General features: G+C 61.2%; 19 protein-coding genes and 3 pseudogenes. 13 read left to right on the top strand and 9 right to left on the bottom strand.

Going from position 1 to position 17,347, the window contains the following annotated elements:
* The first annotated feature begins 85 nt into the window (after nucleotides 1-85).
* The 7 genes and pseudogenes from CRO18_RS17740 to CRO18_RS17710 form a co-directional block, all read left to right on the top strand.
* Nucleotides 86-601: a DNA repair protein RadC gene (locus CRO18_RS17740; protein WP_097083113.1), complete on the top strand. Its 516-nt coding sequence runs from the start codon at nucleotides 86-88 to the stop codon at nucleotides 599-601.
* 103 nt (nucleotides 602-704) lie between these two features.
* On the top strand, nucleotides 705-986 hold the full coding sequence (locus tag CRO18_RS17735) for a hypothetical protein (protein WP_394341464.1): 282 nt from the start codon (nucleotides 705-707) through the stop codon (nucleotides 984-986).
* Between the two features lie 75 nt (nucleotides 987-1,061).
* Nucleotides 1,062-1,481: a hypothetical protein gene (locus CRO18_RS17730; protein ID WP_097083112.1), complete on the top strand. Its 420-nt coding sequence runs from the start codon at nucleotides 1,062-1,064 to the stop codon at nucleotides 1,479-1,481.
* Complete coding sequence (locus tag CRO18_RS17725) at nucleotides 1,474-2,118, top strand: antitoxin of toxin-antitoxin stability system (RefSeq protein WP_097083111.1); 645 nt, start codon at nucleotides 1,474-1,476, stop codon at nucleotides 2,116-2,118. The genes CRO18_RS17730 and CRO18_RS17725 overlap by 8 nt, the downstream gene beginning before the upstream one ends.
* Nucleotides 2,119-2,226: 108 nt before the next feature.
* Nucleotides 2,227-2,691: a helix-turn-helix domain-containing protein gene (locus tag CRO18_RS17720; protein WP_076367738.1), complete on the top strand. Its 465-nt coding sequence runs from the start codon at nucleotides 2,227-2,229 to the stop codon at nucleotides 2,689-2,691.
* On the top strand, nucleotides 2,688-3,266 hold the full coding sequence (locus tag CRO18_RS17715; RefSeq protein ID WP_076367740.1) for a PIN domain-containing protein: 579 nt from the start codon (nucleotides 2,688-2,690) through the stop codon (nucleotides 3,264-3,266). Before CRO18_RS17720 ends, CRO18_RS17715 begins: the two co-directional genes overlap by 4 nt.
* Nucleotides 3,267-3,298: 32 nt before the next feature.
* A pseudogene (locus CRO18_RS17710) lies at nucleotides 3,299-3,532 on the top strand (antitoxin of toxin-antitoxin stability system); the annotation flags it as partial.
* Here CRO18_RS17710 and CRO18_RS17705 read toward each other — a convergent pair.
* The 3 genes from CRO18_RS17705 to CRO18_RS17695 all read right to left on the bottom strand — a co-directional run bounded on the left by CRO18_RS17705 (nucleotide 3,504) and on the right by CRO18_RS17695 (nucleotide 4,838).
* Nucleotides 3,504-4,193 (bottom strand): nucleotidyl transferase AbiEii/AbiGii toxin family protein, encoded by a 690-nt coding sequence (locus tag CRO18_RS17705; protein ID WP_076367744.1) that lies wholly within the window; start codon nucleotides 4,191-4,193, stop codon nucleotides 3,504-3,506. The pseudogene CRO18_RS17710 and the gene CRO18_RS17705 sit on opposite strands and share 29 nt — an antisense overlap.
* Nucleotides 4,194-4,457 carry a hypothetical protein gene (locus CRO18_RS17700; protein WP_076367746.1) on the bottom strand — a complete coding sequence of 88 codons (264 nt, stop codon included), beginning with the start codon at nucleotides 4,455-4,457 and terminating at the stop codon, nucleotides 4,194-4,196.
* Between the two features lie 84 nt (nucleotides 4,458-4,541).
* A complete protein-coding gene (locus CRO18_RS17695; RefSeq protein ID WP_076367748.1) occupies nucleotides 4,542-4,838 on the bottom strand; it encodes a hypothetical protein in 297 nt (98 codons plus the stop codon).
* A 175-nt stretch (nucleotides 4,839-5,013) separates the two neighbouring features.
* Between CRO18_RS17695 and CRO18_RS19265 the strand changes: the two genes are divergently transcribed.
* The 5 genes and pseudogenes from CRO18_RS19265 (at nucleotide 5,014) to CRO18_RS17675 (ending at nucleotide 8,246) form a co-directional block, all read left to right on the top strand.
* On the top strand, nucleotides 5,014-5,658 hold the full coding sequence (locus CRO18_RS19265) for a hypothetical protein (protein WP_394341462.1): 645 nt from the start codon (nucleotides 5,014-5,016) through the stop codon (nucleotides 5,656-5,658).
* Nucleotides 5,613-6,536: pseudogene (locus CRO18_RS19260) on the top strand (strawberry notch C-terminal domain-containing protein); the annotation flags it as partial. The gene CRO18_RS19265 and the pseudogene CRO18_RS19260, both read left to right, overlap by 46 nt.
* Nucleotides 6,537-6,682: 146 nt before the next feature.
* On the top strand, nucleotides 6,683-6,964 hold the full coding sequence (locus tag CRO18_RS17685) for a WGR domain-containing protein (RefSeq protein ID WP_097083110.1): 282 nt from the start codon (nucleotides 6,683-6,685) through the stop codon (nucleotides 6,962-6,964).
* A gap of 232 nt (nucleotides 6,965-7,196) precedes the next feature.
* Nucleotides 7,197-7,634: a YMGG-like glycine zipper-containing protein gene (locus CRO18_RS17680; protein WP_097083109.1), complete on the top strand. Its 438-nt coding sequence runs from the start codon at nucleotides 7,197-7,199 to the stop codon at nucleotides 7,632-7,634.
* Between the two features lie 159 nt (nucleotides 7,635-7,793).
* A complete protein-coding gene (locus CRO18_RS17675; protein WP_170952730.1) occupies nucleotides 7,794-8,246 on the top strand; it encodes an integrase core domain-containing protein in 453 nt (150 codons plus the stop codon).
* A 134-nt stretch (nucleotides 8,247-8,380) separates the two neighbouring features.
* On the opposite strand, the gene CRO18_RS17670 is transcribed toward CRO18_RS17675, so the two are convergent.
* The 6 genes and pseudogenes from CRO18_RS17670 to CRO18_RS17645 form a co-directional block, all read right to left on the bottom strand.
* A complete protein-coding gene (locus CRO18_RS17670; RefSeq protein WP_097083108.1) occupies nucleotides 8,381-9,001 on the bottom strand; it encodes a cysteine hydrolase family protein in 621 nt (206 codons plus the stop codon).
* Nucleotides 8,998-9,444, bottom strand: coding sequence for a MarR family winged helix-turn-helix transcriptional regulator (locus CRO18_RS17665; RefSeq protein ID WP_097083107.1), 447 nt, complete (start codon nucleotides 9,442-9,444; stop codon nucleotides 8,998-9,000). Before CRO18_RS17665 ends, CRO18_RS17670 begins: the two co-directional genes overlap by 4 nt.
* A gap of 441 nt (nucleotides 9,445-9,885) precedes the next feature.
* Complete coding sequence (locus tag CRO18_RS17660) at nucleotides 9,886-11,004, bottom strand: ABC transporter permease (protein WP_097083106.1); 1,119 nt, start codon at nucleotides 11,002-11,004, stop codon at nucleotides 9,886-9,888.
* Nucleotides 11,005-13,713, bottom strand: a complete 2,709-nt coding sequence (rbbA, locus tag CRO18_RS17655; RefSeq protein WP_097083105.1) for a ribosome-associated ATPase/putative transporter RbbA — start codon at nucleotides 13,711-13,713, stop codon at nucleotides 11,005-11,007.
* A gap of 4 nt (nucleotides 13,714-13,717) precedes the next feature.
* Complete coding sequence (locus CRO18_RS17650; protein ID WP_097083104.1) at nucleotides 13,718-14,722, bottom strand: HlyD family secretion protein; 1,005 nt, start codon at nucleotides 14,720-14,722, stop codon at nucleotides 13,718-13,720.
* A 509-nt stretch (nucleotides 14,723-15,231) separates the two neighbouring features.
* Nucleotides 15,232-16,030: pseudogene (locus tag CRO18_RS17645) on the bottom strand (IS110 family transposase).
* A 421-nt stretch (nucleotides 16,031-16,451) separates the two neighbouring features.
* Here CRO18_RS17645 and CRO18_RS17640 point away from each other — a divergent pair.
* On the top strand, nucleotides 16,452-17,347 hold an 896-nt coding region (locus tag CRO18_RS17640; RefSeq protein WP_249276105.1), incomplete at its 3' end, for a cache domain-containing protein.

The raw sequence follows: 17,347 nt of genomic DNA, 5'->3' as shown, positions 1-17,347 counted from the left end.
GCCCTCGAGGAAGAGGGCGGCGGTTTGGGGGTGACGGTGATGGTGGGGAGAGAGGCTTCCCGCCCCCGTCGCAGGAGAATCCGAGATGCTCGATCAAGAGTTCCACGCGCGAAAGGCCACTCCGACGATGCGGTTTGGCGCCGATGCGCGGCCCGCGCCCAATCCCGATCTGCCCTTCATCCTCAAACTTGTCGCCCCGGATCTTGGAGCGGCGATGGCCGGGCAGGACCGCCCGGTGGAACTCGATCGCTATGCGACGCTCGCGGATGCGATGTTCGCCGCGGTCGTGCTGGCGCAGCAAGTCGGCCCCGATGTTGCTCCGCACATGATGGTGATCCTCGATCGTGAAGAGCGGCTCGTGCTGGCGGGAGAGCTGGCCGATGGTGCGATTGCCTGGTGCAACCCCGTGCTCTCCGCGCCCGAGGCCCGTTCGGTGTTGCGCGAGGCGAGCGGTTTGCGCGCGCGGGCGAGCCAGGCTGCGGGATGGCGCGAACATGGGTTCGTGGCGCATCTGCGCCGTCGCGCCGATCACCTCGAGGGGCGGCTCGTCGATCCGCTCTGGCGTGTCGTCGCCGCCCGCGCGCTGCAGCGCGTGGCGTGAGGGCGGAGAGATCGAGAAGGGCAGGGGGGGCATGGGGTGCGCCGCCGGGCAGAGAGATCGCCCAGTCCGGCATCCCCCCTTTTCCCGAACCGGAGTTGACCCGATGACCATGACCGAAGTCCCCCTGCGCGCCGCAGATGGCGCTCTCGGCCGACGATCTGGCCCCGATCTTCACCGGGCCGTTGACATGACCGATCCCGCATATCTGCGCCTCGGCCTGCCACTGACGGCATCGCCCCTCGCCGTCCTGCGTGCGGCGGTCCGGGCGCTTCATCCCGAAACCCGCGCCGTTCGTGGGTTTCGGGCGGCGCGCAAGCGGTTCTACCGGCAGATGCTTTGCGCCCATGCGGCGCGTCAGGCTGCGGGCGACCAGTGCGCCGGCTGAGCGCGCCTGCCCATCCTTTCGTTCCAATCCAGTGCCCGGCCTCTTGGCTGGGCGTCTCACTCTCAGGAGGCTCCCATGGCGGATTACTTCACCCATTTTTCGTGCCTGATCGATGTCGGGACGGCCGAAAAGGCCGCCCGCGCGCTCGCGCTGTTTGCGGATTTGCGCGCGGCGGATCAGGACGCCGATGACCCGGAGGTTTCGGGGTTCGATCTGAAGCGCCAGGATGCGCCCGAGGGCAGCATCCTGTGGATCCATGACGATGAACATGGCGATGTCGAGGCGGTCATCCGCTTCGTGCTGCGCCTCGCTGAAGACCTCGACCTCACTGGCCTTTGGGGCGTCCAACACGCCCTGACCTGTTCGCGCCCGCGCCTCGATGCCTACGGCGGCGGTGCGCATGTCATCGACCTTGGCGCACGCAAATCCATCGGTTGGACCAGCACTGAGCAATGGCTGGCTGCGGCGCTGAACGGGGAGGACATCGATGCCTGAGACCATCTGCACCACCGTCTATCAGTTCCCAGAACTCTCGGATGCGGCCAAGGCAAAAGCGCGCAGCTGGTATCGCGACCTCGCGCCCCACGACGATTGGTGGGGCGCGGTCTATGAGGATTTTGAGCGGATTTGCGAGATCCTCGGCATCCGTGTGAAGACCACGCCCGTCCGCCTGATGAGCGGTGGCATGCGGCACAAGCCTTGTGTCTGGTTTTCGGGGTTCTGGAGCCAGGGCGACGGGGCTTGCTTCGAGGGATATCTCGGTCACTCCAAGGGAGCGGCCGCGCGCATTCGGGGCTATGCCCCGATGGACGCGACGCTGCACGGCATTGCCGACCGGCTGCAGGCCATCCAGCGCAGGAACTTCTATCGGCTCGCTGCCGAGGCCAGTCATCGCGGGCGCTATTACCACGAACACACCATGTCCGTGGATGTCACGCGCGACAGCCCGAGCAGCCAGCCCCCCACCGAGGATGCCGAGGAGATCGTGACCGAGGCGCTGCGCGATCTGGCCCGCTGGCTCTACCGCCAGCTTCAGGCCGAATACGAGCACCTCACCTCGGACGAGGCGATCGAAGAGGGGATCATCGTCAACGCGTACACCTTCACTGAAGAGGGGCGGCGCTTCGGGTGAACTGTGACCTCCAAGGCGCGGAGTTACGGTTGTTACACATATTTCTGTTATTTCACTTGAGGTGAGGCGCGCATGGCGTATATCTGATGGGAAAAGCGGGAGAGACCGATGACGACGGCTGCAAAGAGGACGGAAGACAAAGGGCTCATGGAGCGCCCTCCGACGCGCGAGGAGATCGACAGCGCCGCGCATGCCGCGACGGCGATCGCGATCGCTATGGAGCTGGATGGTGGCCTGAAGATTTCAGGTGAGCACGGCGAGGCGGTCAAGATTGCCCCTGCGGTTGGCAACCTCATCATCGAGCTCTTGGGCCATGTCAGCAATGGCAATATGGTCACGCTTGTGCCCGTCGGTACGATGCTGACCACACAAGAAGCGGCGGACATGCTCAATATTTCCCGCCCTTATCTGACCAAGCTCCTGCTCCGAGGCGACATCAAGTTCGAGCAGGTTGGATCGCATCGTCGTGTGAGGATTGACGAGTTGATGCGCTACCGTGCTGACAAGGCCCGCAAACAAGAGAGTGCGTTGGCCGACCTTGCCCGGCTTGGGCAGGAGTTCGACAACGAATGAGCTTCGTCGCCAACCCTTTCGTGGTGGTGCTCGACGCCAACGTGCTTTTCCCGTTTCGGATCAGGGACGTCCTCTTTACCTTCGCCCAAGAGGGGCTCTTTCGAGCGCGCATCACCGATGAAATTCTCGACGAGTGGACTCGGAACCTCATCCGATTGAAGCCTCATCTCGAGACCAGCGTTCGTCAACAGGAGCAGGCGATTCGAGAGCATTTCGAAGAGTGCTTCGTGGATGGCTATCGACCTTTGGTCGATGGCCTTGATCTACCGGATCCGAACGATCGCCATGTTCTGGCGGCGGCAATCCGCAGCTCGGCTCAGGTGATTGTTACCGAGAACCATCGAGACTTCCCGTCGGATAAACTGGCGCCCTATGACATTGAGACGCTCGGCGCCGACGATATGTTGGCCAACACCTATGCGCTCTTTCGACAGGGAGGGGCGCGGGCGCTGCGAAAGGTACGTCAACGCTACGATAATCCGCCAATGACAGCCTCTGAGTTCTTGCTCGACCTCACCAAGAACGGCCTTTCCAAACTTGCTGCCCTGGCGCGCCAAGACATCGAGTACATCTAACAGAACACAGCTGCCAGCTAGTCTGAGATAGGCGCTACTACCACGAATATACCATGTCCGTGGATGTCACGCGCGACAGCCCGACCTGTCAGCCGCCCACTGAGGATGCCGAAGAGATCGTGACCGAGGCGCTGCGCGATCTGGCCCGTTGGCTCTACCGCCAGCTTCAGGCCGAATACGAGCACCTCACCTCGGACGAGGCGATCGAAGAGGGGATCATCGTCAACGCTTATACCTTCACCGAAGAGGGGCGGCGCTTCGGGTGATGGCCGCGGAGAGGACTTCGGCCGTCATCATCTGTGCGCGGGTCCGAAGGTCCAGAAATCCCTCCGAGATCAGCAATTTATCTGTGACCGAGTCGACCAGCCTTGGATTCATCTTCTCGGTCACCAAGAGCGCTGCCTGACAGGCCTCGGGAAACCCGGAACAGGCCTCGACGACATAGTCGACGCCCTTTGCCTGAGCGACGGCCGCAATGTCGAACATGTCCCGCGGCTGCAGGTGCGATCCACGGAAAACCACCTTCTTCGCAAGAATTTCGGCGGGGGTCTCGAGGTTGAGGCTTCGTCGGCGGATCTGAGTGGTCGCGAAGGGGTCTTGGGTGACCGGTGCGCAGCAGATGAAGTCGATCTCACCGATGCCGTCGAACACGATCTTCAAGGCGCGTGTGCCATCGGTTTCGTAATCGCTCGCTGCGAGTGCCAGATCGTACCCCTGCGTCTCCGGGTTTAGGTAGGGCAAATACTGGGCATCGTCGATGAAGAGGTCGATGTCGTGACTCTCGCGATGCGCGATCTGGAGCATCAGAGCGGTGCCGCCGCCGAAGCTCCAGTTGGACATGCCGATACCCAGACCATTCGCCTGATCAACGATCGCCATCGCAACGTCGAAGAGTTCGGGCCAGTGGCTTGGTTGAGGGGTGTTCATTCAGATCGCGAGCGGAAGCTTGTATCCGGCGAGATCGGAGAACTTCCTGGCGACGGCGGTGACGGCGTCCTTGCTCACATTCATCTCGTCGATGAACGAATGCTGCAGTTTGGGCGACACCTCCGACAGGAAGGCGAACACGCTGCAATCGCAGGACTCGGCACTCTTGATATCGGCGATCTTCTCGGCAAGCTCCGCAGCCGTCACCAGCACACCGTAGGGCGCGCTGACGGTCGACATCACCTTTGCGGCAACCGAGGCCATGGCATCAACTCTGAGCAGATTTCCGTCCCATCAATGTAGTCCATGCCCCTCAACAAAGCAATAAAGCCCCGTTGGAGTTGTTTTTCACCTGTTCCCGTCGATCCACTTCGACATCAGGCCCTTGTCGCGAAAGCACTCTTCCGGCACGGCGCGCCGTTTGATCCGTGCGAGTTTTTCCGCGAAGGCCACCTGCTTCGAGGTCGGCCGCTGATCCACCTCAGACATCGGCTTCATCCGGGCCTGCTTGTCGATCCATCCGCTCAAGGTTCGGCGGTCCTGCTGCACGTCCCATGGCAGAAGGGTGCCGTTGCGCCGCGCGAGCGCGTGCGCATAGGCGATCTGCTTAGGCGTTGCGGGCAGCGCAGGCGCGGTGCTTTCCATGGTCGATCTCCCCTGCTGGCGTGGTTCTCAATATAGAACAAAGGGCGAACAAAATCAAGCCGGGTGCCGGGAGACAGCGGGTCGAGAGGGAGAGATGGGTTGGGAAAGGGCAGGCCTGAGGGTGCCCGAGAGAGGGTGCCCGGGCTGGCCCTATCCCTCATTCCGGAGTTTCCCGATGACCTTTCTCCCTCCTGTTGCGCCTTTGCCGCCCCTGCGGCCCGTGGATCCGGCGCCGGCGATCATTGCTGTGGCCGAAGCGCTGCAACCCGATCTGGCGCAAGGCGCGCCGATCGACGCTTCACGCCTGCGGCCCGAGATGGAGCGCGCCTTCGGCGGCTCCGATGCATCGGGTGCCTGGGATTGGAAGCTCGCCTATGAGGCGGGCGAGGTGGCGCTTATCCTCTTTTTGCGGAAATTCGGGCGCGCGCTTCTCGCCCGGGCGGGCTCGCCTGCGGCGCTGATGCCGATCCTGACGAAGGTCGCGGGCCTGCTGCCGAGCCATACGCGCCGCTCGGAGGAGATGGAGCGGTTCCAGCAATTCTCGACGCCGCTGCCGATGGGGCTCGCGGCCCTTGCCGCGGCGCAGATCACCCCCCGAGATCTGGTCCTCGAACCTTCGGCCGGGACCGGGCTTCTGGCGATCCTCGCCGAGATCGTGGGGGGCAGCCTCGCGCTGAACGAGCTCGCGAGCATGCGCGCCGATCTTCTGCAATTGCTCTTCCCGGGCCGCCCCGTCACCCGTTTTGACGCCGCGCAGATCGACGATCATCTCGAGGCGGGGCTGCGCCCGTCCAGATCGTCTCCACCGGCGAGGCACTGATGGAGCGGCGTCTGGCCGAGATCCCGACCGAGGACTGGAACGACATCCGCCTCGACATCACTCCCAGGGAGTATGTCCTGGACTACCTCGCCCATTCCTTTCCGGTGCAGCTCTACGAGCCCTTCACCGATAGCGAGGGCAATCTCTCGTCCCGGCCCGTGGTGCGCGACGGTCAGCCGGTCGAATGCCGCGAGGCCGCCCGCAGGCGCGACGCATTGATCGAGAAGCTGGCCGCGCTGCCGCCCGTGCCGGGCGCGCTCGACCAGATCGTGCAGCGCTTTGGCACTGACCTCGTGGCCGAGGTCACGGGCCGGTCGCGCCGCATCGTGCGCAAGGGCGAGGGTGCTGCGGCGCGGCTCGTCGTCGAGACCCGCGCCGGGTCTGCCAATCTCGCGGAAACCGCCGCCTTCATGGATGATCAAAAACGCATCCTGATCTTCTCCGATGCGGGCGGCACCGGGCGCAGCTATCACGCCGATCTCGGCGCGAAGAACCAGCGCCTGAGGGTGCATTACCTTCTCGAACCGGGCTGGAAGGCCGATGCCGCGATCCAGGGGCTGGGGCGCACCAACCGCACCAATCAGGCGCAGCCGCCGCTCTTCCGCCCCGTCGCGACCGATGTGAAGGCGGAGAAGCGGTTCCTTTCGACCATTGCCCGCCGTCTCGACACGCTCGGCGCGATCACGCGCGGCCAACGCCAGACCGGCGGGCAGGGGCTCTTTCGCCCCGAGGACAACCTCGAGAGCCCGTATGCCCGCGACGCGTTGCGCCAGCTCTATCGCCGCCTCTATCGCGGCGATGTCGCAGGCTGTTCGCTCGGGGATTTTGAGGATGCGACGGGTCTCAGCCTGACCGACGACAACGGTCTGAAGGATGAACCTCGCCGACAAGGCCAAGAAGCTGGGTATCCCGGTCGTGAAGTTCGAGAAGGGGGCGTAAGCCCCCTTTTTCTTGCCTGCGATAGAACATTGTGGAAACGTAAGGTGGCGCTTGATAGTGTGGTATTGTGAGGAGCGGCCACAACATGTTTGACCTGACGCAGCAATTGGACGTGTTCCCAACCGCAATTGATCTCAAGCGGATCGATCTGTCCCTCAACATGCGGCGCTTCTATCGGATGAGCGTTCAGCCAGATCTCTTTGGTGGCGCCTGTCTCGTTCGGGAATGGGGGCGCATTGGGTTTCGAGGGCAGATGCTAATCGAGCAGCACGATGACGAAGGCAAAGCGGTCACGGCGCTGATGAAACTCTCTGCGAGGAAAACGCGGCGCGGGTATCGCGCCGTCACCGAGCAGTGCGCAGAGTGAGACTTCGAAAAGCAGATTTTGTTAAACGGATATTTTGTGTGTTTTTGTAGTAGTTATAGGCGTTTGCCGATCTTCATCCTTAACTAATAGATTATTTTCCAATTCGTGATCTGGTCGACTACATCGGGAAGCGTCGAACTATCATGCGTGCCCTTACGTAAGCATATAACACGTTGCGAATCTTGGAGTTTTGCGCGAAATCTGACCGATATTGGAATTGGAGAGATATTCGATGCAACGGATACCCGTCACTCTTTTCATCGCGGCAACCGCAGTCCTTGCGGCCTGTGAGCCGGTTCAGACCCTTGCAGAATACCGGCCTGTCGTCGACACCGCTAGGGTGCGCCCTGCTAAATATGAGGCAGACCTCGAACAGTGTCGCGCAATCGCATTCAAAGTTGAGGCGGAATACAAAGAACGCCAGCAAAAAGAGATGCAGCAAAACATGATGGTTGGCATTCTTGTTGGAGCAGTTGCCGGTGCCGTTGCAGGGTCGAACTCGGGCTACCAGGGCGATTACATTGCCGCAGGGGCAGCCACAGGCGCCATGGCAGGCGCAACTTCAGGTGATTATGACCACGACCTTGTCACCTATGGCCCGCGTCGTGTGGTCGATCGCTGCATGACCGGCAGGGGATACAACGTCCTCACCGATCCCGGAAAAGCATAACTAACTTTGCTGTCGCGCGCATCTCTCGGATACAGTGCGCGGCACGACACGTTTGCTCCCCTAGGCTTATGACTTCGGTAACGGGGGTGTCCCAGTCAAGCGGTTTTCCGCATGCGACCTGGGCCGCCGCGGCGCGGTCTTGTTCTTTGAGCAAGTGCGCTGCTTCTCTGGGCGTCGCTCACCTTGGTGATCGATTGCCACACGCGCGAACTGCTAGGCTGGCACCTGCCCCGCTCCGGCAAGGCCACGACCGTCAGCGCCGTGCTCGAGCACGCCCTGATCAGCCGGTTCGGAAAGCTTGGCCGGGTCAACCGGGAATTCCTGGTGAGGTCTAACAATGGCCTGATTTTTACCAGTCGCCACTTCACGGCGCTGGTGCGCAGCTATGGCATGAAGCACGAGTTCATCACCCCGCATTGCCCGCAGCAAAACGGCATGTTGGAGCGCGTCATCCGGACGATCAAGGAGCAATGCAGTCACTGCCACCGCTTCGATAGCATCCAGCACGCCAACCGTGTCATCGGCGACTGGATCAGTTTCTACAACCACCGTCGCCCTCATCAGGCCCTTGCCATGCGCACGCCTGTCGAGGCATTCGTATTAGCGGCTTAACCTAGGCAGACTCCGCCAGGATAATACAGCTTTCCCAAACCGGTTATCCATGTCATCGTGCAGCGCGGCTTGGCGGCTCTAGGGCGGCAGCGCAGACAATTCCTGCGGCTCGCACTCGAAGGATTAATGTTTGCTCATGAAAAGACCACACCGGCTGACGACATCCGCTTCTCAGCAGCTTCCATCGGCCCAGCTGCGAGAACTCCATACTTCATGACAGTGACGCCATAACCTCTGTTTCTGGCAGCCAGCGCCGTCTTCTGCACGCAATAGTTTAGATCCAGACCAACAACACGCAGCTCGCCGACGTCGAGGCGTTCCAAAAGAGCATCAAGTTCGCCGGTTTCAAATGCATCCTGCACACGCTTTACAATGACATGGTCAGGACATGACGAGAATAGCCATGCAAGTTCCGTCCCTTCACAGCCTTCTATTGCCTGTCCCCTCATCGTGAGCCTTGCCAGAACTTTCGTTGAAGGAATCGACCACTCCTGACGGACCGCTATGACGGGATGGTTTTGAACCCGCGCCGCTGCTACCTCCTCAAGAATGACTGCTGAAGCAGATTTTTTTGAAGCGTCCGAATAGGGACCGCAGTCCCAGAAGACTGACTGCAGATCAATCAGCAGAAGAGCTGATCCACCACGTTCTCCTATCGTTTTTCCGACACTGACTGAGCCAATGCGTCTAATTCCGTCGCCGAGCCAGATTATGAGGAAAAGGACCGCAGCACCAAGGATATATCCGAATGTCATTCCTTTTTTCTGGCCCGTTTTTTCAAATTGTCCGACACTGCGAGAACAACTTTAAGCGCTGTAGCAATGTCTTCATTGCTTAGATTTTCACCCATCTCCTTCATAATCTTCATCTCATTGGCAATGATCTCTTGGATGAGTATGCTGCCGTGATCGGTCAACGCCATGATCGGTGAGCGCTTGTGGCGGGGATTTGTGCGTTGCTCAATGAAACCTGATGCCAGCGCTTCGTTGCACATGACCTGGACGTATTGCCGTTGAATCTCGAGCCTTGCCGCAAGTTCCGGCACGGTTTGCTCTCCGTGCTTGTATAGTATCTCCAGAACTGCCCGCATACGGACTGTAAGTTTGGTTCCGGCCAAACCAGCTTCTACGCAGCCTTCCGCAGCTTGCATCAATGGGCGTGACTCCCAAATCAGTTGGTGAAGTTGTTCTGCTTTCATTGTGACATCATACACGCCATAATGACAAGTGCAATGTCAAATCTGACGTCCGTGCATCGTTCGGCCTCGAACAACTTGGGCTCAAAACGGACTTAAGGCACCGCGGCAAGGCGTTTTGACGCCATCGCAGTCGTATTGACGTGCTCGGCTTTTACCGCCGGTCGGGGTGATGCATACGCCGCAGAACGCCTTCCCCGAAGCGGCTTCTCGAGCGGGCCACAGCGACTGGAAACGCCAGCCCACTGAGGTTGCGCGGTGCGACCTTCCCGAGCGGGCAGACATGCCTTCAGGCTAAAAGGTCGGGGTGGATGGTATCGGCAGTAGCCCCGATACCCCGAGCGACGCATGACCTAAGACCTTGCACCGGAGCATCGCTTGCGCGGACGCGGCGTCTCAGGCGCGCCGTCCGTGGCCGGACGAGCGACCACAAAGAGCAAATCTTCAGCCCGAAAGAACTTTGCGAAACCTGGCCAGAACGATCACGACCGCCACCGCTGCCATCCCGGCCATCATCGCCATTTCGGGCCAGACAAGGCTGAAACCGACGCCGCGGTACAACACCGCCTGCGCAAAGATCACGAAATGCGTTGCCGGTGAGATTGTGCGCAAGAGCCCTTGCAGCCAGTCAGGCATCGATTCAAGCGGGGTCATGCCCCCCGAAAGCAAGATCATCAGCACGATCACCGGAATGACCAAAAGCCCGAATTGTCCCATCGTCCGGGTAAAGGACGCCAAGAGCAGCCCAAGGCTCGCCACCGCCACCACATAGATCGCCGCGCCAAAGGCATAAAGCCAAAGCGCCCCCGCAATCGGCACCCCCATCGCCCCCTCGACCACGCAAACAAGGCTGAGCAGCGAGGCCGTCAGGATCACCGCCCCCGAAGCGATGATCTTCGAGACGACGATCTCATGCGGGCGCACCGGCATCACCAGCACATGTTCGATCGTGCCATGTTCGCGCTCGCGGATCATCGAGGCGCCCGAGAGGATCAGCATCAGGATGGTGACATTGTTCATCAACTGCATCACCGCGGTGAACCAGCTCGAGGTCAGGTTCGGGTTGAAGAAATTGCGCATCGCCACGGTGACGAGATCGCCGCTTTCCGCCCCGGGCGAGAGCGCCTCGCCAAGCTCCCGGGCGAGGGTCTGGCGCAGGAAACTGGCGCCATTGCCCGCCTGCGCCACCGCCGTCGCATCGACCAATATCTGTAGCGTGACGTCGCGCCCAGCATGCAGGTCGCGCTCAAAATCGGGCGGTATGGTCAACACCAAGATCGCCTCGCCCGCCCGTTGGGCCGCTTGCGCTTGCGGTGCGGAGAGGACCACTGGAGGCGCGAAAAGCGGCGGTTGTATTGCATCGATCAAGCGCGCGGAAAGCTGGCTTCGGTCTTCATCCACCACGGCGGTGGCCAGATGATCGACCTCGGTGCTGCCGGCATCCGACACCAGCCAAACCGCCAAGGTAAAGATATAGGCGATCAGCACCAGCATCACCCGGTCGCCCCGGATCGCGCGCAGCTCCTTCCCGGTCAGCCATAGAATGTTGCGAAGGCTGCGCATTCATCGCTCCTGCTTGGGAAGGGAAAGGATCGCAAACACCAGATAGGTCGCGGCGAACAAGCCCAGAACAGCGGTTGCGGAAAGCGCCTCGGTCCAGCCAAAGCCCTTGAGAAATGTGCCGACGGAAACCGGCTGAAACCACGCCCCGGGAAAGGCCAGCCCGAACAAACGCCCGCCGTCCCCCAGTGACGAAACGGGGACGACCAGCCCCGAAAAGTTTACCGTGGGAATGATCGAGATCACCGCCGTAGCAAAAACGGCGGCCACCTGCGTGCGGGTGAAGGCCGAAATCAATTGGCCAAAACCCGTTGTTGCCGTGACATAGGCTAAGGCGGCAAGACCCAGCGCCACTAGGTTCCCCGACAGCGGTACCGAAAAGACGGTGAGCCCCAAAATCACCAACACCCAAAAACTGATCCACGCCAGCGCCAGATAGGGCAGTTGCTTGCCGACCAAAAACTCGATCCGGCTCACCGGCGTAGCGTGGAAATTGGCAATCGTGCCGGTTTCTTTCTCGCGTACAACGCTGACCGCTGCCATCACCGCAGGCACCAGCATCAAGATCAGCATCAAGACCGAGGGCACCATCGCATTGGCGCTTTCGAAGGTCTGGTTGAAAAGGTAACGGGTTTCAAAGCCGACCTGACTGGTGGTGCCCAGCCCATCTTCCAGGGCGGCCTTTTGCACATAATCTTGCAACACGCCAAGCGCATAGCCCTGCGCGGTTTGCGCCCGAAATGGCATCGCCCCGTCAAAAGTCAGTCCGATCTCGGGAACATCGCCCCGGTGTAGATCGCGCTCGAACCCCTCGGGGATGTCAAGCGCCAGCGCCACCGCGCCCAAGCCCATTCGGTCTGGCAAGTCCGAGGGGCTGGCGAAGGGGGGCGCCAGCGCAAATTGTGGGATTGCAGCGAACCCCTCGGTCAGGCGGTGGCTCGCAGCGCTTTGGTCTTGATCCAGCACCGCCAAGGACAGACGGTCTACGTCAAAAGAGATCCCGAAGCCCATCGCCAGCATCAAGATCACCGGGCCAAGCAGCGCAAAGAACAGTCGTATCGGGTCGCGAGCGAGTTCCAAGGTTTCGCGCCAAGAATAGGCATAAAGCCGGGTTCCTGCGGCAAAGCGTTTGTGCGGCGTCGGCTCTGCGGACGCAGGCAGCGCATCTTCGGGCGCTGGGGCGGGGCTTTCGGCCTCGGCCTCAAGGGCAGTGATGAAGGCAGCCTCAAGGCTTTCGACCCCGCGCCGCGCCACAATGTCTTCCGGCGTGCCAATGTCCAGCACCCGTCCCGCATGCATCAGCGAGATCCGGTCGCAGCGCGCGGCCTCGTTCATGAAATGGGTCGAGATGAAGATCGTCACGCCCTTTTCGCGCGACAGCCGCATCAGCGTGGCCCAGAATCCGTCGCGCGCCACCGGGTCCACGCCCGAGGTCGGCTCATCCAGGATCAGGATCGGCGGCTCATGGATCATTGCCACCGCCAGTTGCAGCCGCTGGCGCAACCCCAGTGGCAGGCTTTCGGGCATTTTATCCGCAACCTCGGCCAGATCGAATTCGGCCATCACTTCCGCCACACGAGCCAGCCGCCGTTCGGGGGCGACGCCGTAAAGCCTTGCGTGCAAAACCAGATTTTGCCGCACTGTTAGCTCGCCATATAGCGAAAACGCTTGCGACATATAGCCAATGCCCAGCCGCGCGGCCATATCGGCGCGGCCCAGTGCGCGCCCGAACAATTTGGTGGTGCCCTCGGTCGGGTCCAAAAGCCCGGTCAGCATTTTCATCGTCGTGGTTTTGCCGCAGCCATTCGAGCCGAGAAAGCCGAAAATCTCGCCTTCGGGGATCGAAAAGCTGACATGATCGACGGCGGTAAAATCGCCAAAGCGCTTCACCAAGCCTTTGGCCTCGATGGCGATCCGGCCACCTGATTGCGGTCTTGGCGGGCTTGGCACCGCTTTGTGACGGGTGCGGATCTCTTCCGGCAGCAGCGCGACAAACGCCTCCTCCAAACTGTCGGCCCCGGTTCGGGTGCGTAGCTCCTCCGGGCTGCCAGTGGCAATGACACGGCCCGCGTCCAGCGCGGCGATCCAGTCGAAATGGTCAGCCTCTTCCATATAGGCGGTGGCGGTCAGCACGCTTATGCCGGGCCGGGCGTCCCGGACCCGGTCAATGAGTTCCCAAAACTGGCGCCGCGACAGTGGGTCGACCCCGGTCGTTGGCTCATCAAGGATTAACAAATCCGGATCATGGATCAGCGCCGCACAGAGCCCAAGCTTTTGCTTCATCCCACCCGAAAGCTTGCCCGCCGGGCGGTCGGGAAAGGGCGCGAGCCCCGTTGCCTCCAACAGCATCGCGATGCGCGCCTCGCGCTCTGCGGCGCCTTGCCCAAACAGGCGGCCAAAAAACTGAAGGTTTTCCGTCACTGTCAGTGTGGGGTAAAGGTTTCGTCCCAAACCCTGCGGCATATAGGCGATACGTGGGGCGATCGCTGCGCGATGCGCGCGTTGCCCCATTGACCCGCCAAGGCTTTCGATCTGTCCCGTTTGCCCGCGTCGCACCCCGGCGACCAAGGCCAAAAGCGTGGATTTCCCGACCCCATCGGGGCCGATCAACCCCGCCATTCCGCCCGCGGGAATGTCGAGCGTCACCGCATCAAGTGCCGTGACGCCCCCATAACGATGGGACACATCGATCAGGCGGGCCACCGGTTCCATGCGGCTACTCGGGCACATTGACCGCCAAATCGGCGGGCCAAGGCGTGTCGGGCGTTGCGCGCACAAACCCGATGCCGCGCACCCCGACCTTGACCCTATCGGCAAAGCGCATCAGCAGATCGTGCGGGACCGCCAGCTTGACCCGAAACACCAGATCAGCGCGTTCGGCGCTTGTCTCAACCGATTTCGGGGTGAACTGCGCTTGCGGCGCGACGAAACTGACCCGCGCGGGGACCACAAATTGCGGCACCGGATCTAAAACCAGCCGTGCCTCATCGTTCACGGCAAATGTACCCACGACCGAGGCCGGCAGATACACAACCATATAGACATTGGTCAGATCGAGCAGCGTCACCACCGGCGTGCCCGTCGCGATCACTTCGCCCGGTTCGTGCAGCCGATAGAGCACCCGCCCGCCGATCGGGGCGCGGATTGTCAAATCCTCCAGTGCGATCTTGGCCTGTTCACGGCTCGCCTCGGCCGCGGCAATCAAGGCGGTCGCATTTTCCACCTGCGCCTGCGCCGTGGCCAAGGCGGCTTTGGCGGCTGTGGCCGCATTCACCGCATCATCCAGCGCAGCCTGTGCCGCATGGCCCTCTGCATGCAAGGTGGTCACCCGGTCACGGTTCGTGTTGGCGACATCAAGCGCACTTTCTGCCTGCATCACAGCCGCATCGGCTTGGGCCTTGGCCGCTTTGGCCTGCAAGACCGATGCCTCGGCCGCCAAAACCTGTGCCTGCGCCTCGCGGTCATCCAGCCGGGCAAGCACCGCACCCGCTTCGACCATCTCGCCTTCTGTGGCGGCCACCTCGGTCAAACGGCCAGCATATTTTCCGGCCACATCGACGCTTTGCGCCTCGATCCGACCATTTGAGGCCGTCACACCCGTCTGATCCTTCGCGCCTTCGAGCCGCGCCAAAAGCCCGGCAAACGGCGATTGCGCCTGCACCGGGGCTGCCACAGCACACAAACTGGCAAGGGAAAAGATGGCGACGGCTTTTAAGGACATGGAAGGCCTCCGGTGGGCTTCTAAAATCTGAACAGAAGCGTTCACCCATTTCCGCCCTAGGTCAACCCGCCAGCCCATCCCAACCGCGTGAGCCTTTGAAGAGCGCAGCGATTTTTGCGTTTGATCTGCCCGATGTTGTATAGATGCGTATCTCAAGGAGCGGGAGCGATGATGGGCACGAGCAATTGCAGCGACATATCCAGCAGCCTTCCCACAGGACAGTGAACTGATGCGGTGGATGCCCGCTCTTTGGCGAGCGATATCTTCGGTTCGTCGGCGGGGTCTTCGATTGGACGTGTGTAAGGCCTCTGAACGTGGCCTTCCATGACGCCACGGGCCGGTATGCTGTTCGGAAGGTTGGGTTCTCATCGGTTCAGAGAACTGCAAGCGCTCGAGCCCCGGGACTGAATCTCCCGCCTTGAACTTCGAAGTCCGTGTCGCCTACTCCTCGTCGATCGCTCACCCCAGCCTTGCGGCCATGCCGTGTCCAGACCCTGCGCGGGCTCGGATCACGCCATTTGATAATCCTCTTTCTTCGTTGTCATAGCCCAGATCATGCGAGCCATCTTGTTCGCCAGCGCGACGGCCGCGACCATCCTGGGCTTGTGCGCCACCAGCGCAGCCAGCCAGCGGTTCGCAAGGGCGGCAGTGCGAACAACCCAGCGGATAACGCTCATGGAGCCGGCGATCAGCAGGCGGCGGATGTCCGTCTGGCCCATCTCGCTGACCGAACCCAGCCACGTCTTGCCGCCGGTGGACCTCTGTCGTGGCACCAGACCGAGCCACGCTGCGAAGTTTCGTCCGCTGTTGAATGTATCGAGGTCCGGTGCGAATGCCGATCCCTTTGGCCCCATGATGCCGAACTCGGCCAGGTTTCCTCGTGGCCCGTTGATAAGCTGCGTGCGTTGCCGGACTAGGCATAGGTGCGTCCGGAATGCGACCGCGCGCCCTTGGGTCTCGGCGCTCTTCATCGCCACGAAGCGCATGGTCGGGCGTAAGGCCGCCTTCGCGATGGCTTCCGCGTCGGCGCGATCATTCTTCTGTCGCTTTACGAACGGCTTCACTAGGCCACCGGAACAAGCCGAGCCTCGTGGCTGTGCCGTTGCGCCATCCGGCCCCAATGGTGCGACGTGGCCCAAGCCTCCATCGCAACGATGCAAGCTGGCTGCTCGGCAAGAAGCGCCACAAGCCGCGTCCGCGACAACCTTCTGTTTTATGGAAACGTCGTCCCCTCTGGCCCGACGGCACAGACCTGGAAGCTACCGTTCTCGCAAGATCGATCGCCAGAGTGCTGATCTTCGTCGTCATCGATGTGCCCTCCGTTCGGTTCCGATGGAACCATCATGGCATATGAGATGCCGTTGGTGGGGGCATCCACCGCATCAGTTCACTCCGTTAAAGCTGAGGTGCGGTCTTACCCGGCTCTGCGGCGCGGCTCAGATTGGATTGGCACTCAAACGACCCTGCCTTAATGTGCGTTGTATCGGCCCTCTTGCCGCCCTTCGAAAGCGCCGAATCTGCAGAGGCATCTGCGCGCCTCGTATGTCAATCATCCGGCCGAGTTTTGACAAAGCGATAGGGGCTCGGGACCCAATTGGGGAGTTATTCTCTATTATAAGGGTTTCTTGACCTTTTGAAGCGATCTTATTGCACTCCGGTTTGGTGCTAATAGTGATGTTTGAGTGGTGGCCGGGAACGATGTAATCCTTTTCGAGCAAGCAGGCCCACCTTGACCCGACTGACTGGAATATCTGCCCGTATTTACGGCATCGTGGCCGTTGCCGCGCTGTCGCTTGTTATCTTGTCCGAGATGCTTCTGGGGTTCGCGGCTGATAACGCCTTTGAGATGCGTAGCCAGCACCTGAGCGATGTGACCGACACCGCGATCAGTGTTTTGCGCGAATTGGAAGAAGAGGTCGCCGCCGGCACAATCACGCCAGAGGACGCCCGGGCAGAAGGCGCGCGACGTCTTGCCGGGCTGCGATTTGACGAATCTGGCTACTTTTATGTGCTGGATCATGACGGCAAGATCGTGATGCATCCGACAAGGGCCGACTGGGTCGGTACCTCCCAAATCGATTTCACCGATCCCCATGGCACGCGCATCTTTGCAGAGATGATCGCGCTGGCCGAGGCGGAACAAAGCGGGGCGTTGCGCTATTTCTTCAACAAGCCTGACAGCGACATTCCTGAGGAAAAAGTGGGTTTCGTGCGCGAATTCGCCCCTTGGGGGTGGATCGTGGGCACCGGCTCCTATCTAAGCGATATTCAGGCAGCACTGGCCCATTTGCGCAGGGTTTCGAATTTTGCGATGGTGATCGCCGCGTTCGCCCTGATTGGTGTCGCCACGGTTCTGGCGCGCTCGGTGACGCGCCCCATTTCGGCGGTACATGCGCGGATGGAGCGTATGACCGCAGGGGATACGCAAAGCGATGTGCCGGGCACGAATGGGAGCAGTGAAGTTGGCGACATGGCCCGCGCGCTAGAAAAATTCCGCGCCGCTTTGGCTGAAAAGGACGCGCTTGAGGCTCAGCAGCGGGCACAGGCCGAAAGCCTTGCCCGCGCCGAAGAAGAAGCCCGCGCCCGCGACGAGGAACTGGCCCGCCGCGAAGCAGAAGCGGAGGC

The sequence above is a fragment of the Rhodobacter sp. JA431 genome, assembly GCF_900217725.1.
GTDB classification, from domain to species: domain Bacteria; phylum Pseudomonadota; class Alphaproteobacteria; order Rhodobacterales; family Rhodobacteraceae; genus Rhodobacter; species Rhodobacter aestuarii.
Note: the sequence above shows the minus strand (reverse complement) of the source record. Positions and strands in the feature narration are given on the sequence as shown.